Genomic DNA, 26,167 nt, shown 5'->3' on the forward strand with positions numbered 1-26,167 from the left:
GGGCCGCCGGCGGCAGCGACAGCTGGGCCAGCCCGCCGGCCGCGAGCAGCAGCGCACCGCGCCGGGACAGCGTCCGGCGGGCGCCGTCTATCGGGTGGGGGGCGTCGGGGTCGGACGGTGCCGGGCTCAGAGCCGGACCACCCCCGCGACCGGCATCGCGTTGACGCTCTCGTAGCGGACCTTGGCGCCCGGGTAGGGGGCGTGCACGATCACCCCGCCGCCGGCGTACATCCCGACGTGGTGCATGTCCCGGTAGAAGATCACCAGGTCTCCCGGCCGCGCTTCGGAGAGGCTGACCCGCTGCCCGGCGTACGCCTGGGCCTGCGAGGTGCGCGGCAGGGTCACTCCGGCCTGCCGCCAGCTGTAGTACATCAGACCGGAGCAGTCGAAGGCGCGGGGCCCGGTGGATCCGTAGAGGTAGGGCGAGCCGATCATCCGCACCGCGGCCGCCAGCGCGGCCGCCCCGCGCTCGGAGGCGGGCGGGGCCGTGCCGAGGTCCAGCCGGTCGGTGCCCCGGGTGGCGCGCTGCTCGGCCTCCCGGGCGTCCTGGGCGGCCATCCGGGCCCGCTCGGCGACGCCCAGGCTGTTGAGGAGCCGCTGGGCCTCGGTGAGCCGCTGCTGGATCTGCTGCTTGCTGTCGGCGAGCGAGCGGCGGGCCTGGTCGAGTTCGGCGAGCTTGCCGGCGGTCTCGGTGCGGCGCTGGTCGAGCCGGCGCTGGCGGGTGGCCAGTTCGTGCAGGGTCTCCTGCTGCCGCTCGGCGGCCTGGTCGAGGGTGCGGGCCCGGGACAGGTAGCCCTCCGGGTCGGTGGAGAGCATCAGCTGGACGGTCTGGGCCATGCCGCCGCCGCGGTACTCGGCGCCGGCCACGGTGGCGAGGTCGCCGCGCAACTGGTTGAGCTGGTCCTGGGCGACGGCGATCTCGCCCTGGAGGACGGTCGTCTCGCCCTGGAGCCGCTGCTGCGCCTCCTGGGCGGCGTTGTACTTCTCGGACGCCTGCTCGGCCTCGCCGTAGAGCTGCTCCACCTGCGCCTTGACGTCCTTGCGGGTGGGCGTGTCCGGCGCGGCGGGGGCGGCCTGGGCGCTGCCGCCCGTCGTCACACCCAGGGCGGTGGCGGCGGCCGCGGTCAGCACCAGCGCACGGACGAGCAGTTGGGAACGACGGTGCACGGGCATGGCGGCAGCGGCTCCGATCCGGCGGTGGGCCCCGCCGCCGCCCCAACGCGGGCGGCCCTGGAAGCGGAGTCCGGTGGCAGACGTTAGCGAGTCCGGGCAACCGAGTCCAAACCCCTGCCAACCCGAATATTTGACCCGCAATCGGACATCAGTCCGATGCGCCGGAAAAGCCACAGGCCCGGCCTTCCGTGGTGGAAGGCCGGGCCTGGGAGGGCCTGAGCGGGGATCAGACCCGCACGATGGAGGTCAGCGGCATGTTGCCGACGGCCTCGTAGCGGACCGACGCGCCCGGCTTGGGCGCGTGCAGCACCTGGCCGTTGCCCGCGTAGATGCCGACGTGGTGGGCGTCCCCGTAGAAGATCAGCAGGTCGCCGGGCTGGGCCTGGGAGAGGTCGGTGCCGATCCGGGTACCGGCGTGGGCCTGCTCCTGCGAGGTGCGCGGCAGCGAGACGTCGACCTGGTTGAACGCCCAGACCATCAGGCCCGAGCAGTCGAAGGAGCCGGGGCCGGAGGCGCCGTAGACGTACGGGCTGCCGATCTTGGAGGCGGCGATGGACAGCGCCGCGGCGCCGCGCGAGCTGCCGGCGCTCGGCTTGGTGACCGGCGCGGCGGGGGCCTGCGACGCGCTCAGGTCGGTGCGGCTGTTGTCGCGGGAGGAGCGGTCGGCGGCCTGCTGGGCCGCCGCCTGCTGCTGGGCGGCCTTCGCGGCGGCGTCGGCCTTCGACTTGGCCTCGGCGGCGGCCTTCTCCTCGGCCGCGCGGATCGCCTGGCGCTCCTGCTCGGACAGGGTGTTGAAGAGGTCCTGCGCGGCCTTGAGCTTGCCCTGGACCTCGTCCTTGGCGCTCTTCAGCTGCTGGGTGGTGGTCTCCATCTCGGCGAGCTTGCCCTGGGCCTCGGAGCGCACCTGGTCGAGCTTGCGCTGCTCGTCCTGGAGCTGCTTGAGCTGGCCCTTCTGGGTGCCGCCGGCCTGGTTCAGCGTGTCGGCCTGGCTCAGGAAGGTGTCCGGGCTGGCGGAGAACATCAGCTGGACGGTCTGGGATATGCCGCCGTTGCGGTACTGCTCGCCGGCGATCTCGGCCAGGCCGCCCTGGAGGTCGGTCACCTGCCCCTGCTGCCGCGCCACCTGGTCCTGCAGGTCGGTGACCTGCTTCTGCAACTGCTGCTGCTTCTCCTGGGCGGCGTTGAGCTTCTCGGTCGCGACCTCGGCCTGCTCGTTGAGCTGGTCGACCTGCTCCTTGACCTGGTCCTTGGTCGGCTGCGGGTCGGCGTGGGCGCCGGACTGCGCGGACAGCGCGACGGCCGCCGCGGCGAAGCCGGTCAGGATCGAGACCCGGGTGCGACTGGCGGGCTTGGGACGACGATGGGACGCCACGAAGGCGGACTCCTTCTTCCTACGCCGTCTACCGGGTGAGCTGACGGGTTCGGGCCGGAAGCGTGCCCTACGACGCCTCACGGCCGTTCCACCGGCCGACCTGGCGCCGATTCACCCCGGAGGAACGTGGTTCCCCGGCTCCGTTCGACAGCACCCCCGACTGCTGGGCTCCCCGTCGGGCAGGCACTGGGCCCGCCCCGCTGCGTCACGAACTCGACGGAAACCACCGCCGTCACCCTGGCTGGGCGATCGGGAGTGCGGTGGTTCGGGGCACGACCCTAGTAACTGAACCGTGATCCGTTCAAATCCTTGTCAGAAAAAAGACGGAAGAAGACCAAAGTTCTTTTGTGAATATGACACATAGTGATCACCGTCGTACGCAAAGCTGATCACTCTTCACCGGGGACTCGCGCTGCGGACAAAACCCGAACGCCACCCCCGGTCGGAGGGTGGCGTGGATCACAGGCCCGGACGGGGCCCTTCGGGCGTGTCGGGCCGTCAGACCCGGCGGATCGTGTTGATCGGCATCGCGTCGACCTTCATCACCTTCACCACGTCGCCGGTGTGCGGCGCGTGCACCACCATGCCGTTGCCGATGTACATCCCGACGTGGTGCCGGTCGGCGCCGTAGATGACCAGGTCGCCCGGCTGGGCCTGGTCCAGCGAGACCCTGGTGCCGACGTTGCCCTGCTCCTGCGAGGTGCGCGGCAGCGAGACGCCGGCCTGGCCGTACGCCCAGACCATCAGGCCCGAGCAGTCGAAGGTGGTCGAGCCGGTGGCGCCCCACACGTACGGCGAGCCCTGCTTGCTCATCGCCTTGGCCACGGCCACGCCCGCGTAGCCGCCGGCCTGCGGGAGGCTGCCGAGGTCGGCACGGTCGCTGCCGCGCGAGGCGCGGTCGTCCTGCTGCTGCTGGGCCCGCAGCGCGGCGCGGTCGGAGGCGCTGAGCGAGTTCAGCAGGTCCTGCGCGGCCTTCAGCTTCTGGTTGACGTCCGTCTTGGCCTGGTTCAGGTCCTTGGTGGTGGAGTCGAGCGAGGCCAGGACGGCGGCGGCCTCGGACTTCTCCTGGTCCAGCCGGCGCTGCTGGTCCAGCAGTCCCTTGAGCGCCTCCGACTCGCTGGCGCTGGCCTGCTGGGCGCTGGACGCCTTCTCCAGGTAGCCCGACGGGTCCGAGGAGAGCATCAGCTGGACGGACGGGTCGATGCCGCCGGTGCGGTACTGCTCGCCCGCCACGCCGGCCAGGCCGGTCTGGAGCTGGGTCATCTCGTCCTGGCTGCGGGCCACCTTGTCCTGCAGTTGGTCGGACTGCTTGCGGAGCTGGTCGGCCCGCTCCTTGGCGCCGTTGTACTTCTCCGCCGCCTGCTCCTGGTCCTGCTGGAGCTGGTCGATCTGCGCCTTGACGTCGCTCTTGCTCGGCTGGGGCGCGGCGTGCGCGGCGACCTGCGCGGAGAGGGCGACCGCGGTCGCCGCGGCAGCGGTGAGCACGGAGACCCGGGCGCGGCTCGGCTGCTTGGGACGGCGGTGGGAGGCCAAGGGAATTGCTCCTTCTTCCATCGGCCTCACCCGATCAGGTGAGAATCCGGAAAATAGGTTTGACGCCACACCCTAGGGAAGATCCACGGGTTTTGCCACTCCCCCGAAGGCGTGAACTCCACTTCCCCCGCAGGCTTCACTGGATGTGCACACCGCCGCAAACCGGGCGCTGACCAGGCGTCATCCCGCCGCGGCAGCCGTCAGGGCCGCGCCAGCCGGTTCAGCAGCAGAACGGAAGCCACGGGGCGCGCGCCAGCCTTCCGCACGCCCTCCGCGACCTCCCGGTCGGTGGACACCACCACCACCGGACGACCCTGCGGCTCGGCCCGCACCAGACGGCGGATCAGCTCGTCCGCGGTCTCGCCGGTCCGGCTGAACCGCACCCGCACCCCGCGCGGTGGCGCCATGATCACCGGAACGTCCAGGTCCTGCCCGTCGAACACGCAGGTGACCTCCGCCTGCGTGCGCTGGGCCAGCATCGCCAGCCCGCCCAGCAGCCGGATCCGCTGCTGCTCCAGCGGCAGCGTCGGATAGCCCGTCTTGGTCACGTTGTAGCCGTCCACCACCAGGTGCACCTGCGGGATCGCCAGCAGCTGGTCCAGCAGCGCCGGATCGTCGTCGGCCAGACCGCGCCGGGCCACGTCGTGCGGCGAGGCCGCACCCGGCACCACCGCCTCCACCAGGTCCCCCGGCCGGATCTGGGAGACCGGCAGCGCCAGCTCCCGCTGGAGCCCCTGCGCCGACTGCAGCACCGTGTCCAGCAGCAGCCGCAGCCGCATGTCCTCGACGCTGCGGCCCTCGCGGGCCGACCGGCGGCCCTGCTCGGCCGCCGTCTCCAGCTCGCCGACCCGGTGCCGCAGCCGCCGTGCCTCGGACTCCGCGGCGCCACGCTCGGCGGCCGCCTGCGCCCTCGCGGCCTCCAGCTCGGCGGTCAGCCGCCTGGTCTCGGCCTGCGCCCGGCGGGTGTCGCTCTCCAGCGAGCGCACCTTCTTCCGCAGCGACTCGGCCTCCCGGCGGACGTCCTCGGACTCCGCGCGCTGCCGCTCCAGGTCCGCCCGGGCGGCGGACCGCAGCTCGGCGAGCTCCGCCTGCAACTTCTCCGCCAGCCGGGTGGCCTCGGCAGCCGCGCCCTCGGCGCCGGCCCGCTCGGCCTCCTCCCCGGCCTCGGCCACCAGCCGGCTCCAGCCGGCCGACCGCACCAGGTAGGCGGCGGCCGCGACGTCCATCGGATCGGCGGCGCCCGGAACGCTGCCCGACTCCAACGCCTTCACCAGGTCCGGCTGGCCCAGCCTCAGCCGCTCCGCTATCCGCACCCGGAACGCCGGCTCCGACTCCAGCGCCGCGGCCAGCGCCGTGGCCGCGTACTTGGCCCGCCGGGCCGGGGTGAACTTGACGTACTGGCGCAGGCTCTGCGGCAGCTCGCCAGGCGGCAGCCCGCCGAGCGCGTCCGAGGCCAGGCCGACCACGCGCCGGCGCACGCCCTCGGGCAGCGGCCGGTCCAGCTTCTCGGCACCACGCTCCGGCGCCACCTCGCCGGAACCCGCCGCCCCGCCGGGGCCCACCGACTCATCGGAACCCGCCGCCCCGCCGACGGCCGCGGGCTCGGACGGAGCCGCGTCGGCGGCCCGCGCCTGCACGGCCGCAGCGGGCTGAAGCCCCTGCGCTTCGGCGGGCTCCCTCGCTGCGTCCACCACGTCCTCGGCTCCGATCCTGGTCCTACGGGGTCACGGCCCGCGGCCGCCGCCCTGTCGTCACGCTCCGTGCGTCCTGTCTGTATTGTCCCAGCGCGGCGGGCAGGCGCGCCGCGCACCCGCCCCCGCGCCGTCGGGCGTCAGCCCTGGTCGGCGGAGGCCTCCGCGTTCTCGGCGCCCGGACGGGCCACCAGCTCGACCTGGTCCACGGCGTTGCACCAGCGGCAGCGCACCGACTCGATCGTCTCGCTCAGCACCTCGGTATCCTCGACCTTGGACTCGCCGGCCAGGTCGAAGTGCAGGAACTCGGTGACCCGCGCGGTGCGGGTCACGTCGAAGCGGGTGAGGTTTCCGCACAGGGTGCAGCGCCAGCGCGTCTCGGCGGTCAGGGCGGGGACGGTCATCGGGGGTCCTCTCGGGTGGTCCCTGGGTGGGCTAGGCGCTCCCCCCGGAGCCCCGGCGTCGGCGGCGGGAGGCGGGATTGCCCGCCCCAAGCCTATTGCCTGAGGCAACCATCCCGGCCACCAGTCAGGAGAACGAGCGGGCTAGTCCACCTGCCGTACAAGGCCGTGTCACACGCCCGACACGGAGGGATGCTTGGCCGCATGGCACTGACGGCCCCCGGGCACACCGACGCGCGGGGCGAGCACCCGTCCGTGCCCGCCCCGGCGGTCACCTACGCCCTGATCGCGGTCAACACCCTGGTGTTCCTGCTGGGCCCGGCCGCCGGGCTCAACCCGCTGTACGGCACCGGCCAGTCCCGGCTCTGCGCGGAGCAGCGGTACGAGCAGCGCTGGGGCGTCATCCCCGCCGAGGTGCTGGCCGGCCGCCCGCTGACCGCCGAGCAGCTGGCCCAGGCCCCCGACCCGGCCCCGGGCTGCCCGGCCGCGCCCACCCCGGGCAAGCACCCGGCGCTGTCCGTCCTCACCGGGCTCTTCGTGCACGCCGGCTGGCTGCACCTGCTGGGCAACCTGCTCTTCCTCCACGTCTTCGGCCCCACCGTCGAACGGCGGCTGGGCCGGGCCCGGTTCGCCGTCTTCTACCTGGCCGCCGGCAGCCTGGCCACGTACGGCTTCGCCCTCGCCGAGGCGCACTCCCCGGGCTCCACCCGGGTGCTGATCGGCGCCTCCGGCGCGATCTCCGCCGTCCTCGGCGCCTACCTGCGCTTCCATCCGCGCGCCCGGGTGACGACGCTCGTCCCGCTGCTGCTGTTCCTGCCGCTGCGCTTCCCGGCCTGGCTGGTGCTCGGCCTCTGGTTCGCCCTGCAGTGGTGGTCGGTCCACTCGGCCGGGCCCGGGGTGGCCTATCTGGTTCACGTGATCGGCTTCTCGGCGGGCTTCCTCTACGCCTGCACGGCGGTCAGCCACCCCCCGAGACGACCCGGCTGACGCCCGATACGCTGGCGGCACCCCACAAAGGAGCCCGAACAGTGATCACCGCCATCGTCCTGATCAAGACCAGTGTCGACCGCATCCCGGAGATCGCCGAAGCCATCGCGGCCATCGAGGGCGTCAGCGAGGTGTACTCGGTGACCGGTGGCTACGACCTGGTGGCGATGGTCCGGGTGCGCCGGCACGACGATCTGGCCGCGGTCATCCCGGGCCGGCTGAACAAGGTCCCGGGCGTGGCCCACACCGAGACCCAGATCGCCTTCCGCACCTACTCCCAGCACGACCTCGAGGCCGCCTTCGCCCTCGGCCTGGACGAGTAGGCCCCTCGGCCCCGCCGACCGGGCCCCTCAGCCCTGCTGACGCCCCCGGTCGACCTGCACGGTGGCGACGCAGCGCCCGCCCTCGTTGCGGTAGTTCCACGCGGCACCGTCCGTGACCAGCTCGCGCACGGCGGTCAGGAAGCGGTCGACGTGCTCGTCCGGGGTCCCGGCCCCGAAGCTCACCCGGATCGCGTTCAGGCTGCGCTCGCCGGGCAGCGACGGCTCGGGCGCCCCGCACTCGGAGGGGGAGACCTCTTCGTCCCCGAGCAGGGTGCGCAGCAGCGGGTGCGCACAGAACAGGCCGTCGCGGACCCCGATGCCGTACTCGGCGGACAGCGCGGCCGAGAAGTGCGAGCTGTTCCAGCCCTGGACGACGAAGGACAGCACGCCCACCCGGGCCGCCTCGGCGCCGAACAGGGTCAGCACCTTGACCTGCGGGATCTCCGCCAGCCCGGCGGTCAGCCGGGCGATCAGCTGCCGCTCCCGGGCCTCCAGCACGTCGAAGCCCGCCTCGCTCAGCGCCCGGCAGGCCGAGGCGATCGCGTAGGCGCCGATGACGTTCGGCGAGCCGGCCTCGTGCCGGGCCGGACCGGAGTGCCACTGGACGGCCACCGAGCCGTCGGTCCCCCGGGCCACCGTCCGGGTCGCCCCGCCGCCGGCCAGGTACGGGTCGGCCGCGTCCAGCCAGTCCGCCCGGCCGGCCAGCACGCCGGCGCCGAAGGGCGCGTAGATCTTGTGGCCGGAGAAGGCGATCCAGTCGACGTCCAGCTCGCGCACCGAGACCCGGTGGTGCGGGGCCAGCTGGGCGGCGTCCAGCACCACCCGGGCGCCGTGCCGGTGCGCGGTCCCGGTCAGCTCGGCGACCGGCCACAGCTCGCCGGTCACGTTGGAGGCTCCGGTGACGCAGAGCAGCTTGGGGCCCTCGGGCGCCTCGGCGAGCGCGGCGTCCAGGGCGGCGACCGCCTCGGCGTGCGAGCGCGGCGCGCGCAGGTAGTGGACGTCGAGCCCGGCGTGCGCCCAGGGCAGCAGCGAGGCGTGGTGCTCGGTCTCGAAGGCGAACACCCGGGTCCCGGCCGGGACGGCCGAGGCGAGCAGGTTCAGCGAGTCGGTGGTGGCCCGGGTGAAGACCACCTGGTCGCCCTCGCGCAGGTCGAGGAACTCGGCGACGGTGCGGCGGCTCTGCTCGAACAGGTCGGTGGACAGCTGGGAGAGGTACCCCGCGCCGCGGTGCACGCTGCCGTAGTAGGGGGCGTAGGCGGAGACGTCGTCCCAGACCCGCTGGAGCGCCGGGGAGCTGGCCGCGTAGTCGAGGGCCGCGTACCCGACCTTCTCGCCGCTGGCGAGCGGGACCTGGACGTCGTGGCCGAGGACGGCGAGGGGGGCGCAGATTTCGGTGGCGATCGACATGAGGATGCACTCCTTCTGGGGGTGTGGGACCCCGGGAGTGCTAAGTCGTCGGGCGTCCGCGCTTGCCGCACGGACGATTCGCCGAGCGACCCGGTCCTCACCCAGGGCACCCCGCCACGGACGGAGGGTTGCCGGACAGCAAGCTGGGGCTTGACGCTGTCACTCATGACCTGGCCAAGACTCTAGGTCGCGCCCAGCGAGTGGTCAAACAGGCATCCACCATCCGGACAGCCGAGGAGCCCGCGCCGGCGTTCCGGCACGGGCTCCCAAGTACCGCCTCACACCCGGCTGGTGGCCTCCGACCAACGCCGCAGCAGCTCCTGCGCCGCGCCCGAGTCGATGGCCCGCTCGGCCCGCGCCATGCCCGCCGCGAGCTGTTCGGTGAGCGGCGCCTCACCCAGGTCGAGCGCGACCAGCGCCGCCGCCGTGTTCATCAGGACGGCGTCCCTCACCGCCCCGCGCTCGCCGGCCAGCAGCCGCCGCGCGACCTCGGCGTTGTACGAGGGGTCCGCCCCGCGCAGCGCCTCGATGCCGACCAGCTCGACGCCGACGTCCCGCGGGTCGAAGGCGGTCTCGGTGACGGTCCCGTCCCGCACGATCCACACCTGCGAGGTGGTGGTGATGGTCAGCTCGTCCAGGCCGTCGTCGCCCCGGAAGACCAGGCCGGTCGAGCCGCGCCGGGCGAGCACGCCGGCGATCAGTCCGGCGAGCCGGGTGTCGAAGCAGCCGATCGCGTGCGAGGTGACCTTGGCCGGGTTGGTCAGCGGGCCGAGGATGTTGAACGCGGTCGGCACCCCGAGGTCGCGCCGGGCGGTGGCGGCGTGCCGCATCGACGGGTGGAACTTGGCCGCGAAACAGAAGGTCAGCCCGACCTCCTCGGCGATCTCGGCGACCCGCCGGGCCGACAGGTCGAGGCGGACGCCGAGCTTCTCCAGCACGTCCGAGGAGCCGCTGGCCGAGGAGGAGGCCCGGTTGCCGTGCTTGACCACCTTGGCGCCGGCCGCGGCCGCGACGATCGCCGACATGGTGGAGATGTTGACGGTCTTGGCCCGGTCGCCGCCGGTGCCGACGATGTCCACGGCCGGGCCGGGGATGTCCAGCGGCTCGGCGTGCGCGTACATCGCGTCCACCAGGCCGGTGATCTCGTCGACCGTCTCACCCTTGGCCCGCAGCGCCACCATGAACCCGGCCACCTGGACGGGGGACGCCTCGCCGCTCATGATCCGGTCCATCGCCCACGCGGTGGCCGAGCGGTCGAGGTCCTCCCCCTTCAACAGCGCCGCCAGGACGTCCGGCCAGGTGCGGACCACCTGCGCGGGTGCGGTACCACCGTTCGCAGGGTTCACGTTCACCATGGCTGACTCCAGCTGTTGTCGGGTTCCCCGCGGCGGGGGGACGTCCGTACGGATGGAGTCAGCCTATCGACCGGCGGGGTTCCCCCGGCGGCGTCTTCTCTAGTTCTGAGACGGCACCGCTCAGCGGCTGACGGGCGCCCGCTTGGCCAGCCGCGCCCGCAGCAGGGTGGCGACCGCCTCGGCCAGCGCCACCGGGTCCACCGGGCGCGAGATCGCGGCGTCGGCCCGGCTCCAGGCGGCCAGCCAGGAGTCCTGCGGCCGGCCGATCAGCACCAGCACCGGCGGGCAGCCGTAGATCTCGTCCTTGAGCTGGCGGCCGAGCCCGAGCCCGCCGGCCGGCACCGCCTCGCCGTCCAGGATGCAGAGGTCCACGCCGCCCTTCTCCAGTGCCTTCAGCACCGCGGGGGTGGTTGCGCACTCCAGGTAGGACAGTTCCGGAAGGTCCTCGACGGGCCGGCGGCCGAGTGCCGTCAGCACCTGCTCTCGGGTGTTGCGGTCATCGCTGTAGACGAGGACGGTGAGCGTCTCGTCGGTCGTGTACGCCATGGGCCCTGCTCCCTCAAGTGTGATCCGGACCACGTTCGCCTGATCCGGATGCTACTCCCGATCACCCGTCGCCGAGTCCCCCTCGCGGACCTTCCTCCTCAAGCCGCCGCGCCCGCGACTCACCCGCCCGGAGGACGGCCCGTCACCCGGACCCGTCCAGACCACCCGTACGGCCGATAAGGGGCCCGCGCATTACCCCCGGAGGCTCCGCCAAGCGTGCAACGACGCGCTGGGCAACGGGGTCGCAGGCCCCTCCGAAGGAACCGTCAGAAAAGGGACACGCCGCTGCTCAGCCGCCATTGGGACCCCCCACCGCCCTCCAGGGGGGCATACCGCACGCACCGGACACTCCGAGGGACACCCCCCGGCGTGAAGACGGAATAAGGGACCGACATAATGTCCGTCGTGGCGACAGCAACAGCAGTAGAAACCGGGCACGCGCACGGATCGGTCAACCGGCCGAACATGGTCAGCGTCGGAACGATCGTCTGGCTCAGTTCCGAGTTGATGTTCTTCGCGGCCCTCTTCGCGATGTACTTCACGCTCCGCTCCGTCAAGGGAGCCGAGTTCTGGACCGAGAAGGCGCACGCCCTCAACGTGCCCTTCTCCTCGGTCAACACCACGATCCTGGTGCTCTCCTCGCTGACCTGCCAGCTCGGCGTGTTCGCTGCCGAGCGCGGGGACGTGAAGAAGCTCCGCTCGTGGTTCGTCATCACCTTCGTGATGGGCGCGATCTTCATCGGCGGCCAGATCTTCGAGTACACCGAGCTGGTCAAGAAGGACGGCCTCTCGCTGTCCTCCGACCCGTACGGCACGGTGTTCTACCTGACCACCGGCTTCCACGGTCTGCACGTGACGGGTGGTCTGATCGCCTTCCTGCTGGTCCTGGGACGGACGTACGCAGCCAAGCGCTTCACGCACGAGCAGGCCACCGCCGCGATCGTCGTGTCGTACTACTGGCACTTCGTCGACGTCGTGTGGATCGGCCTGTTCGCGACCATCTACCTGATCAAGTAACCAGCTGATCAGGTCGCTGGCCACCGGCTTCGGTCCCCGCCCTCACCGGCGTCGGGCCGATTCTGCCGGTGGCGACGCTCCCACCGACCGACCGCGCGCGCAGCCCTAGACAGGCAGCCTCGTGCCGGCCAGACCGGCCGCCGGGTGCACCCACCAGTCGACCAGATCCTGACACCGGGGTTATTCCGTGAAAAAGCTCTCCGCACGACGGCGCCACCCATTGGCGGCGCTGGTCGTCCTACTTCTCGCCCTGGCGGCAACCGGGGGGCTGTACGCCGCGTTCGCGCCCGCCGACAAGGCGCAGGCCGACGTCGCCGCGCAGTCGCTCGCGATCGATGAGGGCAAGAAGCTCTTCGCCGTGGGCTGCTCCTCGTGCCACGGCCTGAACGGCCAGGGCAGCAGCGACGGTCCGAGCCTGGTCGGCGTCGGCTCCGCCTCTGTCGACTTCCAGGTCGGTACCGGCCGCATGCCGGCCCAGCAGCCCGGCGCCCAGGTGCCGCGCAAGAAGAACATCTACTCGCAGGCGGAGATCGACCAGCTCGCCGCCTTCGTCGCCTCGCTCGGCCCCGGCCCGGTGACGCCGACCCCGGAGCAGTACACCTCGACCAACCCGGACGACATCTCCAAGGGTGGCGAGCTGTTCCGCACCAACTGCGCCCAGTGCCACAACTTCGCCGGCCAGGGCGGTGCCCTGACCAAGGGCAAGTACGCCCCGTCGCTGGAGGGCGTGGACGCCAAGCACATCTACGAGGCCATGCAGACCGGCCCGCAGAACATGCCGTCGTTCCCGGACACCACCATGCCCGAGGAGCAGAAGAAGCAGATCGTGGCCTTCGTCCGCCACACCACCTCCGATGAGCCCAACCCCGGTGGTCTCACGCTCGGCAGCCTCGGTCCGGTGACCGAGGGTCTGTTCGGCTGGATCTTCGGTCTCGGCACGCTCATCGCGGTCGCGATCTGGGTCGCCGCCCACACCACCAAGGCCAAGAAGTCATGAGCCACGACATGTCAGAAGAGAAGCTTCCGGAGTCACACGGCTCCGCCGGTGACGTCGCCGCGCACGGTGACCCGTTCGCCGACCCGGGCCTTCCGGCCCACGAGCCCCGCCGCACCGACATCGACGAGCGGGCCGCCCAGCGGGCCGAGCGCCAGGTCTCGCTGATGTTCGTGGTCTCGATGCTCGCCACCATCGGCTTCATCGCCTCGTACGTGGCCATCGACCCGGACAAGATCGTCTACATCTTCCCGCTCGGTCACGTCAGCGCGCTGAACTTCGCGCTCGGCCTGACCCTGGGCGTCGCGCTGTTCATGATCGGCGCGGGTGCGGTCCACTGGGCCCGCACGCTGATGTCGGACGTCGAGCTGCCGGCCGAGCGCCACCCGATCGAGGCTGACGACGAGGTCCGCGCGGACGTCATCGAGCAGTTCAAGACCGGTGCCGCCGAGTCCGGCTTCGGCCGCCGCAAGATGATCCGCAACACCCTCATCGGCTCCATGGCGCTGGTCCCGCTCTCCGGCGTGGTCCTGCTCCGCGACCTCGGGCCGCTGCCCGAGAAGAAGCTGAAGGAGACGGGCTGGAACGAGGCGACCCCGGCCAAGCCCCTGCAGCTCATCAACATGAGCACCAACCTGCCGATGAAGGCCGAGGACATCGTCATCGGCTCGCTGACCTTCGCCATGCCCGAGGGTCTGCACGTCCACGACGAGGACTTCCAGCAGGCGATCGCCAAGGACGCCCTGATGCTGGTGCGCATCGCGCCGGACGACATCAAGGACGACCGGTCGCGGGAGAAGGCCTTCGAGGGCATCCTCGCCTACTCCAAGATCTGCACCCACGTCGGCTGCCCGATCAGCCTGTACGAGCAGCAGACCCACCACGCGCTCTGCCCCTGCCACCAGTCGACCTTCGACCTGGCGGACGGCGCGCGCGTGATCTTCGGCCCGGCCGGCCACCCGCTGCCGCAGCTGAAGATCATCACTGACGAGAAGGGCTACCTGGTCGCCACCGGCGACTTCGACGAGCCCGTCGGCCCGAGCTACTGGGAGCGTGCTCGATGAGTACGAGCAGCACCACCGGTGCCGCCAAGCCCGCCAGCACGCGCGCCAAGCCCGCCAACAAGTGGGAGGCCGCTGCTGACTGGACGGACGGCCGGGTGGGGATCTACTCCCTCGCCAAGGCCAACCTGCGCAAGATCTTCCCGGACCACTGGTCCTTCATGCTGGGCGAGATCTGCCTCTACACGTTCGTCATCATCATCCTGACCGGTGTCTACCTGACGCTGTTCTTCAAGCCGTCGATGGCCGAGGTCGTCTACAACGGCTCGTACGTGCCGCTCAAGGGCATCGGGATGTCCGAGGCGTACGCCTCGACGGTGGACATCAGCTTCGAGGTCCGCGGCGGTCTGCTGATCCGGCAGATCCACCACTGGGCCGCCCTGGTCTTCGTGGCCGCGATGCTCGTGCACATGATGCGCGTGTTCTTCACCGGCGCGTTCCGCAAGCCGCGTGAGATCAACTGGGTCTTCGGCTTCCTGCTGCTGATCCTGGGCATGTTCGACGGCTTCTTCGGCTACTCGCTGCCGGACGACCTGCTGTCGGGTACCGGTATCCGGTTCATGGAAGGCGCGATCCTCGCCGTCCCGCTGGTCGGCACCTACATCCAGATGTTCCTGTTCGGGGGCGAGTTCCCCGGCCACGACATCGTGCCGCGCTTCTTCACGATCCACGTGCTGCTGATCCCGGGCATCATGCTCGGCCTGCTGGTGGCGCACCTGATCCTGGTCTTCTACCACAAGCACACCCAGTGGGCCGGCCCGGGCAAGACCGAGAAGAACGTCGTCGGCATGCCGCTGATGCCGGTCTACATGGCCAAGGCCGGTGGCTTCTTCTTCCTGGTGTTCGGTCTGATCGCCGCCATCTCGGCGATCGCCACCATCAACCCGATCTGGGCGTACGGCCCGTACCGCCCGGACCAGGTGTCCACGGACGCCCAGCCCGACTGGTACATGGGCTTCTCCGAAGGCCTGATCCGCGTCATGCCGGGCTGGGAGGTCGGCCTGTGGGGCCACACCCTGAACCTGGGTGTCTTCATCCCGCTGATGATCTTCCCGCTGGTCCTGGTCTCGATCGCGGTCTACCCGTTCATCGAGGGCTGGATCACCGGCGACAAGCGCGAGCACCACATCCTGGACCGCCCGCGCAACGCGCCCGTCCGCACCGCGCTCGGCGCCGCCTGGATCAGCCTGTACCTGGTGCTGCTGGTCGGTGGTGGCAACGACCTGTTCGCCACCCACCTGCACCTGTCGATCAACTCGATCACCTACTTCGTCCGCGTCGGCTTCTTCGCGGTGCCGGTCATCACCTTCATCGTCACCAAGCGCTGGTGCCTCGGCCTCCAGCGCCGGGACAAGGAGAAGGTGCTGCACGGCCGCGAGACGGGCGTCATCAAGCGCCTGCCGCACGGCGAGTTCGTCGAGGTGCACGCCCAGCTGCCGCAGAAGGACCTGTACAAGCTCACCGCGCACGAGCAGGTCCAGCCGGTCGAGCTGCCGGCCCAGACGGACGAGAACGGCGTGGCCAGCAAGGCCGGCCTGCTCGGCCGCACCCGGGCCAAGCTGTCCCGCGGCTTCTACGGCGGCGGCGCCCAGATCCCCAAGCCGACCTCCGAGGAGCACCACGAGATCACCAGCGGCCACGGCCACCACTGATCCCGTACGCCCCGCAGCGTCACACCCGAGGGCCGCTGACCAGAGTTCTTCTGGTCAGCGGCCCTCGGGCTTTCCCGTCCCCCGTCCGCACCCTCCAGGAGCTCCCGTGCAGCTGTCCGTCGACCCCGCCGCCGCCACTCCCCCGTACGAGCAGATCCGGGCCCAGATCGCCGAGCGGGCCCGTTCCGGCGAGCTGCCGACCGGGCTGCGGCTGCCCACCGTCCGGGCCCTGGCCGAGGAGCTGGGGCTGGCCGCCGGGACGGTCGCCCGGGCGTACCGGGAGCTGGAGGCGGACGGCGTGGTGGAGACCCACGGCCGGCGCGGCACGCTGATCGCGGCCACCGGCGACACCGCGCACCGGCTGGCCGCCGCGGCCGCCGCCGAGTACGCCGAGCGGGCGACCCGGCTCGGGCTCCCGCGGGCGGACGCGCTGGCCGCGGTGGACGCCGCCCTGCGGCTGGCCTACCAGGAGGCCTGAGAAGGCGCTCCAGGGGCCCTCAGGCCTCCGGGCGGATCATCCCCGAGGCGTGGGCCTGGGAGGCCGGCGCGGTGGTGCTGACGGGCTCTCCGAGGGCGCTGTGCTTGACCCAGTCCGTCCAGGAGATGTTCCAGTCCCCGAAGCCGTTGCCGAACGGCTCCATGGTGGCGCCGCGGCTGTTCACCACCGTCACCAGGTCCCCCACCCTGGTGTTCTGGAAGAACCACTTGGCGTTCTCGGTGCTCATGCCGGTACAGCCGTGGCTGACGTTCTCCAGGCCCTGCGAGCGGACCGACCAGGGCGCCGCGTGGACGTACTCGCCGCTCCAGGTGACGCGGGTGGCCCACTCCACGTTGAGGTCGTAGAACTCCGAGCTCCCGGCCTTTATCCCGATCGTCTCGCCGTTCATCCGGACGGACCGCTCCTGGCCGAGCACCACCTTGACGCCGTTGCGGGTGTCGAAGCCGGGCTTGCCGGTGGTCACCGGGATGCTCCGGACCAGCTCGCCGTCACGGCTGAGGGTGAGCACGTGGGCGGCCGCGTCGACCACCGTCTCGACCCGGGCACCGATCCGCAGGCCCAGCGTGCTGCGGTCGCCGCCGTAGAGGCCGTCCTCGATCCGGACGCCGGTGCCGTCGAAGGCCAGCGAGACGGTGGTGCCGGCCGGCCAGTACTCCTGCGGGCGGAAGTGCAGTTCCTTGTCGCCCACCCAGTACCAGGCGCCGGTGACGGCGGGCTGGGAGCTGACGGTCAGGACGCGCTCGACCTCCTGGCGGGCCTGCGGGTCCTGCACCGCCTCGGAGAGCTGCACGGTGAGCGGCTGGCCGACGCCGTAGATGCCGCTGCCGGAGGAGTCCGGGCCCAGCTTGGCGGTGAGCAGGCGCTGGGCGGCGAGGGTGCTGAAGTCCGCCGTGGTGTCGCCGCGGCCGCCCTTGCCGTCGTCGGCGGCGATCCGCACCGAGTAGTCGGTGTCGGCCTTCAGCCGGCCGGTGGTCTGCCAGCTGTGCTGGTCCTCGGCGAGCTGACCGGCCACCACCCGGCCGTCCGGGCCGGTCACGGTGACGTCGGTGAGCCGGCTGCCGGGCACGGACGTCACCGTGAGCGGCTTGGAGGGGTCGACCTTGCCCCCGCCCTCGGCCGAGAGGTGGACGAACGCGGCCGCGTCGATCCGGTGGGGGCCGACCGCCTCGCCGCCGCCGGACGAGCAGGCGGCCAGCGGGGCCAGTACTGCGAGGGTCAGCGAGATGCCGCCGATACCTGCGATTCCGCGCCTGTCGGCCATGAAACGCCTCCGAGGGTCCGCACGATTGCTCAGATCGTAGGAACGAGGCTGGCCGAAGCGACATCGGAGCGACCCCGCGTTCACCCGGGTGAGTGGTTTCGTCACCCTGGAGACGCAACGGGGCCGGTCCTCCCCGTGCGGGAGGACCGGCCCTGTCGTCGTCGGCGGAACCCGGGAACCTACTGGTTCTGGTTCTCGCCCCGGTAGAACTCGAAGACCCAGCCGAAGAGGCCGATCAGGATGATCGGGATCGACCAGAACAGCAGCCACCAGCCGAAGATCACTCCGAGGAACGCCAGCGAACCGCCGATCGCCAGGGAGAGCGGCTGCCAGCTGTGCGGGGCGAAGAAGCCCAGCTCGCCGGCGTCGTCCGCCACCTCGGCCTCGGGGTTGTCCCCCGCGCCGCTGTCCACCCGGCGGGCGGTGAAGGCGAGGTAGTACCCGATGAAGGCGCAGAGCGCGAAGGCGAGGAACAGCGCCGTGGTGCCGGCCGCCTCGATCCCGTGCTCCGAGTGGTTGGTCCACAGGCCGTAGGTGACGGCCATCGCGAGGACGAAGACGGCCAGGCCGAGGAAGATCTTTCCCTGTTCCTTCATCAGACGTCGCCCTCCTTCTTGCCCTTGTCCAGCTTCGGGGCGTCGTACTTCGCCGGGGTCACGCCGGCGAGGTGCTTGGCCGGCTCACCGTGGTTCTCCAGGTAGTCCAGCGCGGCGATCTCCGGGTGGTGGAGGTCGAAGGCCGGGGATTCGGAGCGGATCCGGGGCAGGGTGAGGAAGTTGTGCCGCGGCGGCGGGCAGGAGGTCGCCCACTCCAGCGAACGGCCGTAACCCCACGGGTCGTCGACCTCGACCTTCTCGCCGTACTTGGCCGTCTTCCACACGTTGTAGAGGAACGGCAGCATCGAGGCGCCGAGCACGAACGACCCGATGGTCGAGACGGTGTTCAGCGTGGTGAAGCCGTCCGAGGCCAGGTAGTCGGCGTAGCGGCGGGGCATGCCCTCCGCGCCGAGCCAGTGCTGGACCAGGAAGGTGGTGTGGAAGCCGAAGAACAGCGTCCAGAAGGTGATCTTGCCGAGGCGCTCGTCCAGCATCTTGCCGGTCATCTTCGGCCACCAGAAGTGGAAGCCGGCGAACATCGCGAAGACGACGGTGCCGAAGACCACGTAGTGGAAGTGGGCGACGACGAAGTACGAGTCCGAGACGTGGAAGTCGATCGGCGGGGAGGCCAGCAGCACACCGGTCAGACCACCGAAGAGGAAGGTGACCAGGAAGCCGACCGTCCAGAGCATCGGCGTCTCGAAGCTCAGCGAGCCCTTCCACATGGTGCCGACCCAGTTGAAGAACTTCACACCGGTCGGGACCGCGATCAGGAAGGTCATGAAGGAGAAGAACGGCAGCAGCACCTGCCCGGTGACGTACATGTGGTGCGCCCACACCGTCACCGACAGACCGGCGATCGCGATGGTGGCCGCGATCAGGCCGGAGTAGCCGAACATCGGCTTGCGGCTGAAGACCGGGATGATCTCCGACACGATGCCGAAGAACGGCAGCGCGATGATGTACACCTCGGGGTGGCCGAAGAACCAGAACAGGTGTTGCCACAGCATCGCCCCGCCGTTGGCGGGATCGAATACGTGGGCCCCGAATTTACGGTCCGCCTCCAGGGCGAACAGCGCGGCGGCCAGGACCGGGAAGGCCAGCAGGACCAGCACGGCGGTCAGCAGGACGTTCCAGACGAAGATCGACATCCGGAACATCGTCATGCCGGGGGCGCGCATGCAGATGATCGTGGTGATGAAGTTGACCGCACCGAGGATCGTGCCGAAGCCGGAGAAGGCCAGACCCATGATCCACATGTCGGCGCCGACGCCCGGCGAACGGACCGCGTCCGACAGCGGGGAGTAGGCGAACCAGCCGAAGTTGGCCGCGCCGTTCGGGGTCAGGAAGCCCGCCACCGCGATGGTCGAACCGAAGAGGTACAGCCAGTACGCGAACATGTTCAGACGCGGGAACGCCACGTCCGGGGCGCCGATCTGGAGCGGCATGATCCAGTTCGCGAAGCCGGCGAACAGCGGCGTCGCGAACATCAGCAGCATGATCGTGCCGTGCATCGTGAACGCCTGGTTGAACTGCTCGTTCGACAGGATCTGGGTCCCGGGACGAGCCAGCTCGGCGCGCATGACCAGCGCGAGGATGCCGCCGATCAGGAAGAAGGCGAACGACGTGCCCAGGTACAGGGTGCCGATCGTCTTGTGGTCGGTGGTGGTCAGCCACTTGATGATGGTCGAACCCGGCTTGCGGGTCCGCTGCGCCCCGACCGTGACGGCCCCGGCGCCCCCGCCGGCCGCGGCGGGCTCGTTGAGGATGGTCACTTCTCTTCACTTCCCATGGTCGTGATGCCGGAGGGCAACGCGCCGGTCTGGCCCTTGGCCCGGAGGTCCGCCAGGTGCTTGTCGTAGTCGGCGCGGTCGACGACCTTGACGTTGAACAGCATGCGCGAGTGGTCGGTGCCGCAGAGCTCCGCGCACTTGCCCATGTACTCGCCCTTGACGGTGGGGGTGACCTCGAACCTGTTCACCACGCCCGGCACGACGTCCATCTTCATCATGAAGTTGACGGGCCAGAAGTCGTGGATGACGTCACGCGAGGTCAGCCGGAACTGCACCGACTCGTCGACCGGCAGCCAGAGGGTCGGAACCTCCTTGGGCGTACCGACGTCGTACGCGGCATCCTTGTTGGCCGGGTCGGGGTTCTCGGTGTTCTCGTAGTTGAACGCCCAGCTCCACTGGAAGCCGACCACGTTGACCGTGTGCTGCGGCTTCTCGGAGACGGCGATCAGCTTCGACTCGTCGCGGGCGACGAAGTAGAAGAGCACCGACACGATGATGATGGGGACCGCGGTGTAGAGCGCCTCGATGGGCACGTTGTACCGGGTCTGCGGGGGGACCTCCACGCCGGTGCGGCTGCGCCGGTGGAAGATCACGCTCCAGATGATCAGACCCCACATCAGTACGCCGACCACCAGAGCCGCGATCCAGGAGCCCTGCCACATCTGGAGGACCATCGGCCCTTCCTTGGTGACGGGGCTCGGGAGGCCAAGCCTGGGGAGGTCGTTGGCCGAGCAGCCGGTGGCGGTCGCGATGACGAGGCCCAGTGCCAGCGCCTGAGGCAGCTTCCGCCGCATCGTGCGCCGCGGCGAGCGGTCGGAGCCGTTGGGACTCACGTAGCGCCTTCCCGAAGTCTCGCCCGCCTTCGCGTCGCCCCGCGGAGGATTGTGAGCCTCCCCGGCGACCCGTCCACGGGCACGGTTTGAATGCTTATGCGGGCCAAACCCTACTCCAGCCTTATGCGCTCCTGACGGGCAGCCCCCGGTAACGCGCCGCCCGGTCGCCCGATCAGGCCCGGCAGGGGCTGCGCCGCAGGTCATCGTAGGCATTCGAGGTCCTTACGCCCGATCGGGGGATGACCTCGAACCACGCGGGTGACGGTCCGTCGGACGCGGACGAAGCGGACATTCGGGGTGATCGACTGACGGCCGGTAAGCGACGTCGTCGGACCGGAAAGCCTCCGGGTGTGTCGTTAAATGTGACCGTGTACTTCGATGCGGCCTCGACGGCCCCTCTGCACCCCGTCGCACGACAGGCGCTGACCGCCGCCCTGGACGAGGGCTGGGCCGATCCGGCCCGGCTGTACCGCTCCGGCCGGCAGGCCCGGATGCTGCTGGACGCCGCCCGCGAGACGGTGGCCGAGGCCCTGGGAGCCCGGGCGGACGAGATCGCCTTCACCGCGAGCGGGACGCAGGCGGTGCACCTGGGCATGCTGGGCGCGCTGGCCGGCCACCGGCGGCGCGGCGGCCACCTGGTGCACTCGGCGGTCGAGCACTCCAGCGTGCTGCACGTCGCCGAGCGTCAGGAGGCGGGCGGTGGCACCGTCTCGGTGGCGCCGGTGGACCGCGCCGGGCGGGTCGACCCGGACGTGTTCGCCGCGCTGCTGCGCGCGGACACCGCGCTGGCCGTCCTGCAGAGCGCCAACCACGAGGTGGGGACGGTCCAGCCGGTCGGCGAGGTCGCCGGACACTGCCGCGAGGCCGGTGTCCCGCTGCTGGTCGACGCCGCGCAGAGCGTCGGGCGGGTGGACGTCCCGGCCGGCTGGTCGCTGCTGACCGCCAGCGCGCACAAGTGGGGCGGGCCGCCCGGCGTCGGGGTGCTGGCGGTGCGCAAGGGCGTCCGGTACGCCTCGCCGCTGCCGGCCGACGAACGCGAGGGCGGGCGGGTGCCCGGCTACGTCAACGTCCCGGCGATCGTCGCCGCGGCCGCCTCGCTGCGGGCCGTCCGGGCCGAGGCCGCGCGGGAGAACGCCCGGCTCCACGCGCTGGTGGAACGCATCCGGGCCCGGGTGCCGCAGCTGGTGCCCGAGGTGGAGGTGGTCGGCGACCCGGTGCGGCGGCTGCCGCACATCGTCACCTTCTCCTGCCTGTACGTGGACGGCGAAGTGCTGCTCACCGAACTGGACCGGGCGGGCTTCGCGGTCTCCTCCGGCTCCTCCTGCACCTCCTCCACCCTGACGCCGAGCCATGTGCTGGCCGCGATGGGGGTGCTCACCGAGGGGAACGTCCGGGTCTCGCTGCCGCCCGGGACGGCCGAGGCCGACGTCGAACGCTTCCTCACCGTGCTGCCGGAGCTGGTCGCCGGCGTCCGGGCGCCGCTCGGGCTGGACCTGTCGGCCCCGGAGCCGGAGCCGGCGGCCGGGCCCCTGCTGGTGATCGACACGCTGGGCAAGCGCTGCCCGCTGCCGGTCATCGAGCTGGCGAAGCGGATCGGCGAGGTGCCGGAGGGCGGCACGGTCGCCGTGCTCGCGGACGACGAGGCGGCCCGGCTGGACATCCCGGCCTGGTGCGGGATGCGCGGCCAGGAGTACGCGGGCGAGGCCCCGGCCGCCGACTACGGCGGCGACCGGGGCTCGGCCTACCTCGTCGTCCGGCGGACTACTTGACCAGGTGCGCGCGGATGTCCGCGGCGGCCTCGGCGCCGTAGGCGTCCTCGAAGCGCTTCAGGAAGGCGGTCGGGCGCAGCTCGTACTCCTGGGTGCCGACGGTCTCGATCACCAGGGTGGCGAGCATGCAGCCGAGCTGGGCGGCGCGCTCCAGGTCGAGCTGCCAGGACAGGCCGGTCAGGAAGCCGGCCCGGAAGGCGTCGCCGACGCCGGTCGGGTCGACCTTCGCCTCCTCGGCGGCGCAGCCGACCAGGATCGCCGCCTCGCCCTTGCGCTCGATCCGCACGCCCTTGCTGCCCAGGGTGGTGATCCGGGTGCCGACCCGGGTGAGGATCTCCTCGGCGTCCCAGCCGGTCTTGCTCTCGATCAGCGCGGCCTCGTACTCGTTGGTGAAGAGGTACGCGGCGCCGTCGACGATGTCGCGGATGTCGTCGCCCTCCAGGCGGGCCAGCTGCTGGGAGGGGTCGGCGGCGAAGGCGAAGCCGCGGGTGCGGCACTCCTGGGTGTGGCGGACCATGCCCTGCGGGTCGTCGGCGCCGATCAGGACGAGGTCGAGGCCGCCGACGCGGTCGGCGATCGGCTTGAGCTCGATGTTGCGGGCCTCCGCCATGGCGCCGGTGTAGAACGAGGCGATCTGGTTGTGGTCCTCGTCCGTGGTGCACATGAAGCGGGCGGTGTGCCGGGTCTCGGAGATGTGGACGGAGTTGCAGTCCACGTTGTTGCGCTCCAGCCAGCTGCGGTACTCGGCGAAGTCCGCGCCGGCCGCGCCGACCAGGATCGGGCGCAGCCCGAGCACGCCCATGCCGAACGCGATGTTCGGCGCGACTCCGCCGCGGCGGATGTCCAGGGTGTCGACCAGGAAGGACAGCGACACGGTGTGCAGCTGCTCGGCGACGAGCTGGTCGGCGAACCGACCGGGGAACGTCATCAGATGGTCGGTGGCGATCGAGCCGGCGACGGCGATACGCACGGGAGGTCTCCTCAGGATGGCTGCGGGGCCAACGGGCAAGCACGGGTGAACCCACACACGGTACCGGGCTTGGGGCGGGCGGCAGCAAGACCGCCGCAATCCGCCGGCCCGCAGTGCCATCGTGGCACCCGTCACCGTCGAACGTGTACTACCTCCGGGTAGCACTGGTGGGTGGGCCGAACCCCGGCCTAGGGTCGGCAGCAGGGGCCCCGCCGAGCCGGGCGGGCCCCGTCGTCGACCGTGGCAGTGCGGCCACGGCCATGGATCGGAGCGATGCCCGATGATGCCCAGCCACGCCCCGCTGCCCGCCCTCCGGACCGAAGCCGACGGCGAGAGCCTCGACGCGCTGGTGAGTTCGTCCCGGCGGCTGCGCCGGTTCTGGCCGCTGCTGGCGACCGGTCCCGAGCCGGCCGCGCCCGCCCGGGAGGGGTTCCGGGTGCCGTCCGACGCGCAGCGGCTGGTCGCCGGGATGGCCGAGTACGGCATGTGACCCGGCGCCCGCCCCGGCCCGGGGCGGGCGGAACCGAAGTGGAACCGGATCCGACCGGGTCACGTCACATCCGCGCGGAGCGGCCGAGCGGGCGGCACCGCTGAGCCCTCGGGAGGATGTGCAGATGGACCTGGAGACGATGCCCCGGCGCGGTCGGCGGGCGGTGGCCCTGGCGGGCCTGGCGCTGGCGGCGGTGGTGACGGTGGCCGGGTGCAACGGGGACGGCAAGACCTCGTCGGACTCGGCGGCGGGGGGCGCGGCCACGACCTCGGCGGGCGCGAGCGCCTCCCCGGAGGCCCCGGTGTCCTCCGGCGCCCCGTCCGCGCCGGCTCCGACGGCGAGCCCGTCGGCCACGTCGGACCAGCCCGGCCAGACGCCGCCGACCAAGTGGGCCCCCACCGCGGCCTCGCCCGCCCCGGGGCAGCCGTCGACGGCCGGTTCCGGGGGCACTCCCCCGGGCCCCGGGATCGCGGTGGGCGAGCCCGACCCGGCCGGGTCCGGGGCGCGCCCGGCGGTCTCCTACCGGGTGGACGGCAGCAACGGGCTGACCGTCTACTTCTTCGGCGGGGTCTGCCAGAAGTACGCGCTGAAGGCGGACGAGTCGCACCCCGGACGGGTGGACGTCAGGATCGTGGTGGCGGCGCCGGTGCAGCCCGGGCAGGTCTGCAACGCGCTGGCCAAGCGGCAGTCGGTGTCCGCCGATCTGCGCTCGCCGCTGGCCGGGCGGACGGTGACCGACCAGTCGAGCGGCCAGAACGTGCCGCTGGAGGCCGATCCGCACATGGGCCCGGACCCGGTCACTCCGGACGTCGCCGGCCAGTAGCCGCGACAACGGTGCGGAACGCGGAGGCGGCCCCGGGGATGATCCCCGGGGCCGCCTCCGTACCGCGGCTCGAACGAGCGTCGAGCGGTGCTGCCTAGCTGAACGAGTCGCCGCAGGCGCAGGAGCCGGTGGCGTTCGGGTTGTCGATCGTGAAGCCCTGCTTCTCGATGGTGTCGACGAAGTCGACGGTGGCGCCGCCCAGGTACGGGGCGCTCATCCGGTCGGTGACGACCTTGACACCGTCGAAGTCCTTGAGCACGTCGCCGTCGAGCGAGCGCTCGTCGAAGAACAGCTGGTAACGCAGGCCGGAGCAGCCACCGGGCTGGACGGCGACGCGAAGTGCGAGGTCGTCGCGGCCCTCCTGCTCCAGCAGGCCCTTGACCTTGGCCGCGGCGGCATCGGTAAGGAGGATGCCACTCTCGACGGTGGTCTCGTCCTGGACGGTCATCTGCTTTCTCCCGGTCTTTGACGACGGTTTGCCCCCAGTGCCAACCAACGGCCGTCCGGATTCATTTCCCGAACGGCGATTGTCTTCGTCGGCTTGCTGGTGGCGGAATTTCCGTGGGCCGGGTGTGCCACCCGCGTCCCCTACGCTCCCCATGCTCGCACAACCCGGGAGGGTGGGTCACCGCCCGAGCCGCGGAATCCGGGGAACCCGCCCCGGGCCGGGCCCGCGGACGCCAGGATGGTGGCCATGATCCTGCGCCAGGTCAGGGACACCGCCGCCGACGCGGAGGCCGTCCAGGAGCTCTCCCTCGCCGCGTTCGCCGATCCGGCCCTGCCCGGTCCGGCGCCCGCACCGACCCCGCTGCAGCTCGCCCGGACCAGACATCTGGCCCGCACCGATCCGGAGGGCTGCTGGCTGGCGGAGAGCGGCGGGGAGCCGGTCGGCGCGGTGCTGTCGATGCGCCGGGAGGGCTTGTGGGCGCCGTCGCTGTTCGCGGTCCGGCCGCAGGCGCAGGGCAAGGGCGTCGGGCGGCTGCTGCTGGAACGGGCGGCGGCACACTCGCGGGGCTGCCTGCGCGGGATGGTCTGCGCGTCGGCGTCCCCGGCGGCGGCCCGCCGCTACCGGCTGGCCGGGTTCACCCTGCACCCGGCGATGCGGCTGACCGGGCGGGTGGACCGGGCCGGGCTGCTCGACCCGGGGGACATCCCGGTGCACCGGGGCGGCGCCGTCCACCGGCACCTGCTGGACTCGGTGGACCGGCGGCTGCGCGGGTCCGCGCACGGCCCGGACCACGAGCTGATGCTGGGCCACTTCGAGGAACTGCTGATCGCCGACGCGCTGGCCGGCAGCGGCTACTGCTACCGGGACGGCGGCGAGGTGAAGCTGCTGGCGGCCACCACCAAGCGGATCGCCGCCCGGCTGCTGCGCGAGGCGCTGGCCCGGGTGCCGGACGGGGTCGAGGCGCGCGTGGAGTTCCTGACCGCCGAGCAGGAGTGGGCGCTGGACGTCGGCCTGGAGGTGGGGCTGACCCCGCGGAGCCGGGGCTTCGTCGGGCTGCGCGGGATGCGGCCGCCGGCGCCGTACCTGCCGAGCGGCGCCTTCCTCTGAACCACGGGACGACGGAACGACTGGACGACTGGACGACGGGCCCCCCGCCGGCTGCCTGCTCCGGCG

25 protein-coding genes and 2 riboswitches are annotated in these 26,167 nt (G+C 71.7%); of the genes, 11 read left to right on the forward strand and 14 right to left on the reverse strand.

Features of this window, described 5'->3' with window-relative positions; genetic code table 11:
* Positions 1 to 126: 126 nt before the first annotated feature.
* The 5 genes from ACIOGZ_RS27865 to ACIOGZ_RS27885 all read right to left on the reverse strand — a co-directional run bounded on the left by ACIOGZ_RS27865 (position 127) and on the right by ACIOGZ_RS27885 (position 6,173).
* Entirely contained in the window at positions 127 to 1,173 is a 1,047-nt protein-coding gene (locus ACIOGZ_RS27865) for an NlpC/P60 family protein (protein ID WP_400987836.1), read from the reverse strand.
* Positions 1,174 to 1,399: 226 nt separating this feature from the next.
* On the reverse strand, positions 1,400 to 2,545 hold the full coding sequence (locus ACIOGZ_RS27870) for an NlpC/P60 family protein (RefSeq protein WP_400987838.1): 1,146 nt from the start codon (positions 2,543 to 2,545) through the stop codon (positions 1,400 to 1,402).
* A gap of 10 nt (positions 2,546 to 2,555) precedes the next feature.
* Positions 2,556 to 2,705, reverse strand: a riboswitch (cyclic di-AMP (ydaO/yuaA leader).
* Between the two features lie 338 nt (positions 2,706 to 3,043).
* The gene (locus tag ACIOGZ_RS27875; protein WP_400987840.1) at positions 3,044 to 4,078 is read right to left on the reverse strand and encodes an NlpC/P60 family protein; all 1,035 of its coding nucleotides are present in this window, start codon (positions 4,076 to 4,078) and stop codon (positions 3,044 to 3,046) included.
* A 200-nt stretch (positions 4,079 to 4,278) separates the two neighbouring features.
* On the reverse strand, positions 4,279 to 5,640 hold the full coding sequence (locus ACIOGZ_RS27880; protein ID WP_400805698.1) for an NYN domain-containing protein: 1,362 nt from the start codon (positions 5,638 to 5,640) through the stop codon (positions 4,279 to 4,281).
* Between the two features lie 269 nt (positions 5,641 to 5,909).
* Entirely contained in the window at positions 5,910 to 6,173 is a 264-nt protein-coding gene (locus ACIOGZ_RS27885; RefSeq protein WP_400805617.1) for a hypothetical protein, read from the reverse strand.
* Between the two features lie 201 nt (positions 6,174 to 6,374).
* Between ACIOGZ_RS27885 and ACIOGZ_RS27890 the strand changes: the two genes are divergently transcribed.
* Together ACIOGZ_RS27890 and ACIOGZ_RS27895 are read left to right on the forward strand one after the other, a co-directional pair.
* Entirely contained in the window at positions 6,375 to 7,157 is a 783-nt protein-coding gene (locus ACIOGZ_RS27890) for a rhomboid family intramembrane serine protease (protein ID WP_363618850.1), read from the forward strand.
* Positions 7,158 to 7,198: 41 nt separating this feature from the next.
* The gene (locus ACIOGZ_RS27895) at positions 7,199 to 7,480 is read left to right on the forward strand and encodes an Lrp/AsnC ligand binding domain-containing protein (protein WP_063347281.1); all 282 of its coding nucleotides are present in this window, start codon (positions 7,199 to 7,201) and stop codon (positions 7,478 to 7,480) included.
* 27 nt (positions 7,481 to 7,507) lie between these two features.
* Here the strand turns inward: ACIOGZ_RS27895 and ACIOGZ_RS27900 are convergent, their stop codons facing one another.
* From ACIOGZ_RS27900 to ACIOGZ_RS27910, 3 genes are all read right to left on the reverse strand, one after another.
* Positions 7,508 to 8,887, reverse strand: coding sequence for an aminotransferase class V-fold PLP-dependent enzyme (locus ACIOGZ_RS27900; RefSeq protein WP_363583002.1), 1,380 nt, complete (start codon positions 8,885 to 8,887; stop codon positions 7,508 to 7,510).
* A gap of 53 nt (positions 8,888 to 8,940) precedes the next feature.
* A riboswitch (SAM riboswitch) is annotated at positions 8,941 to 9,058 on the reverse strand.
* Between the two features lie 107 nt (positions 9,059 to 9,165).
* The gene (trpD, locus tag ACIOGZ_RS27905; protein WP_363583004.1) at positions 9,166 to 10,242 is read right to left on the reverse strand and encodes an anthranilate phosphoribosyltransferase; all 1,077 of its coding nucleotides are present in this window, start codon (positions 10,240 to 10,242) and stop codon (positions 9,166 to 9,168) included.
* 120 nt (positions 10,243 to 10,362) lie between these two features.
* On the reverse strand, positions 10,363 to 10,788 hold the full coding sequence (locus ACIOGZ_RS27910; protein WP_350886353.1) for a hypothetical protein: 426 nt from the start codon (positions 10,786 to 10,788) through the stop codon (positions 10,363 to 10,365).
* 396 nt (positions 10,789 to 11,184) lie between these two features.
* Between ACIOGZ_RS27910 and ACIOGZ_RS27915 the strand changes: the two genes are divergently transcribed.
* The 5 genes from ACIOGZ_RS27915 (at position 11,185) to ACIOGZ_RS27935 (ending at position 15,990) form a co-directional block, all read left to right on the forward strand.
* Positions 11,185 to 11,805, forward strand: a complete 621-nt coding sequence (locus ACIOGZ_RS27915; protein ID WP_063347284.1) for a heme-copper oxidase subunit III — start codon at positions 11,185 to 11,187, stop codon at positions 11,803 to 11,805.
* Between the two features lie 187 nt (positions 11,806 to 11,992).
* Positions 11,993 to 12,802 (forward strand): c-type cytochrome, encoded by an 810-nt coding sequence (locus ACIOGZ_RS27920; protein WP_063347285.1) that lies wholly within the window; start codon positions 11,993 to 11,995, stop codon positions 12,800 to 12,802.
* A gap of 8 nt (positions 12,803 to 12,810) precedes the next feature.
* A complete protein-coding gene (locus ACIOGZ_RS27925; RefSeq protein WP_363583006.1) occupies positions 12,811 to 13,863 on the forward strand; it encodes a Rieske 2Fe-2S domain-containing protein in 1,053 nt (350 codons plus the stop codon).
* Complete coding sequence (locus ACIOGZ_RS27930) at positions 13,860 to 15,512, forward strand: ubiquinol-cytochrome c reductase cytochrome b subunit (RefSeq protein WP_363628800.1); 1,653 nt, start codon at positions 13,860 to 13,862, stop codon at positions 15,510 to 15,512. Before ACIOGZ_RS27925 ends, ACIOGZ_RS27930 begins: the two co-directional genes overlap by 4 nt.
* A 106-nt stretch (positions 15,513 to 15,618) precedes the next feature.
* Complete coding sequence (locus ACIOGZ_RS27935; RefSeq protein ID WP_063347288.1) at positions 15,619 to 15,990, forward strand: GntR family transcriptional regulator; 372 nt, start codon at positions 15,619 to 15,621, stop codon at positions 15,988 to 15,990.
* A 19-nt stretch (positions 15,991 to 16,009) separates the two neighbouring features.
* Here ACIOGZ_RS27935 and ACIOGZ_RS27940 read toward each other — a convergent pair whose 3' ends face one another.
* The 4 genes from ACIOGZ_RS27940 to coxB all read right to left on the reverse strand — a co-directional run bounded on the left by ACIOGZ_RS27940 (position 16,010) and on the right by coxB (position 20,494).
* Positions 16,010 to 17,272 carry an Ig-like domain-containing protein gene (locus tag ACIOGZ_RS27940; RefSeq protein ID WP_363583010.1) on the reverse strand — a complete coding sequence of 421 codons (1,263 nt, stop codon included), beginning with the start codon at positions 17,270 to 17,272 and terminating at the stop codon, positions 16,010 to 16,012.
* A 179-nt stretch (positions 17,273 to 17,451) separates the two neighbouring features.
* The gene (locus ACIOGZ_RS27945) at positions 17,452 to 17,868 is read right to left on the reverse strand and encodes a cytochrome c oxidase subunit 4 (protein ID WP_063347290.1); all 417 of its coding nucleotides are present in this window, start codon (positions 17,866 to 17,868) and stop codon (positions 17,452 to 17,454) included.
* The gene (gene ctaD / locus ACIOGZ_RS27950; RefSeq protein WP_063347291.1) at positions 17,868 to 19,643 is read right to left on the reverse strand and encodes a cytochrome c oxidase subunit I; all 1,776 of its coding nucleotides are present in this window, start codon (positions 19,641 to 19,643) and stop codon (positions 17,868 to 17,870) included. Before ctaD ends, ACIOGZ_RS27945 begins: the two co-directional genes overlap by 1 nt.
* Complete coding sequence (gene coxB / locus ACIOGZ_RS27955; protein ID WP_363583012.1) at positions 19,640 to 20,494, reverse strand: cytochrome c oxidase subunit II; 855 nt, start codon at positions 20,492 to 20,494, stop codon at positions 19,640 to 19,642. Before coxB ends, ctaD begins: the two co-directional genes overlap by 4 nt.
* Positions 20,495 to 20,862: 368 nt before the next feature.
* On the opposite strand from coxB, the gene ACIOGZ_RS27960 reads away from it, so the two are divergent.
* The gene (locus ACIOGZ_RS27960) at positions 20,863 to 22,263 is read left to right on the forward strand and encodes a cysteine desulfurase/sulfurtransferase TusA family protein (RefSeq protein ID WP_400805611.1); all 1,401 of its coding nucleotides are present in this window, start codon (positions 20,863 to 20,865) and stop codon (positions 22,261 to 22,263) included.
* Here the strand turns inward: ACIOGZ_RS27960 and ACIOGZ_RS27965 are convergent.
* Complete coding sequence (locus ACIOGZ_RS27965; RefSeq protein WP_363622249.1) at positions 22,256 to 23,233, reverse strand: carbohydrate kinase family protein; 978 nt, start codon at positions 23,231 to 23,233, stop codon at positions 22,256 to 22,258. The genes ACIOGZ_RS27960 and ACIOGZ_RS27965 overlap by 8 nt on opposite strands.
* Before the next feature lie 280 nt (positions 23,234 to 23,513).
* Between ACIOGZ_RS27965 and ACIOGZ_RS27970 the strand changes: the two genes are divergently transcribed.
* Both ACIOGZ_RS27970 and ACIOGZ_RS27975 read left to right on the forward strand, forming a co-directional pair.
* On the forward strand, positions 23,514 to 23,723 hold the full coding sequence (locus tag ACIOGZ_RS27970) for a hypothetical protein (RefSeq protein ID WP_350886337.1): 210 nt from the start codon (positions 23,514 to 23,516) through the stop codon (positions 23,721 to 23,723).
* A gap of 124 nt (positions 23,724 to 23,847) precedes the next feature.
* Entirely contained in the window at positions 23,848 to 24,546 is a 699-nt protein-coding gene (locus ACIOGZ_RS27975) for a hypothetical protein (RefSeq protein WP_400987842.1), read from the forward strand.
* A 94-nt stretch (positions 24,547 to 24,640) separates the two neighbouring features.
* Here ACIOGZ_RS27975 and erpA read toward each other — a convergent pair whose 3' ends face one another.
* The gene (gene erpA / locus ACIOGZ_RS27980; protein WP_030391519.1) at positions 24,641 to 24,994 is read right to left on the reverse strand and encodes an iron-sulfur cluster insertion protein ErpA; all 354 of its coding nucleotides are present in this window, start codon (positions 24,992 to 24,994) and stop codon (positions 24,641 to 24,643) included.
* A gap of 246 nt (positions 24,995 to 25,240) precedes the next feature.
* On the opposite strand from erpA, the gene ACIOGZ_RS27985 reads away from it, so the two are divergent.
* Complete coding sequence (locus tag ACIOGZ_RS27985) at positions 25,241 to 26,101, forward strand: GNAT family N-acetyltransferase (RefSeq protein WP_363622255.1); 861 nt, start codon at positions 25,241 to 25,243, stop codon at positions 26,099 to 26,101.
* Positions 26,102 to 26,167: the final 66 nt, after the last annotated feature.

It is taken from the genome of Kitasatospora sp. NPDC088160 (assembly GCF_044741445.1).
Classification (GTDB): Bacteria; Actinomycetota; Actinomycetes; order Streptomycetales; family Streptomycetaceae; genus Kitasatospora.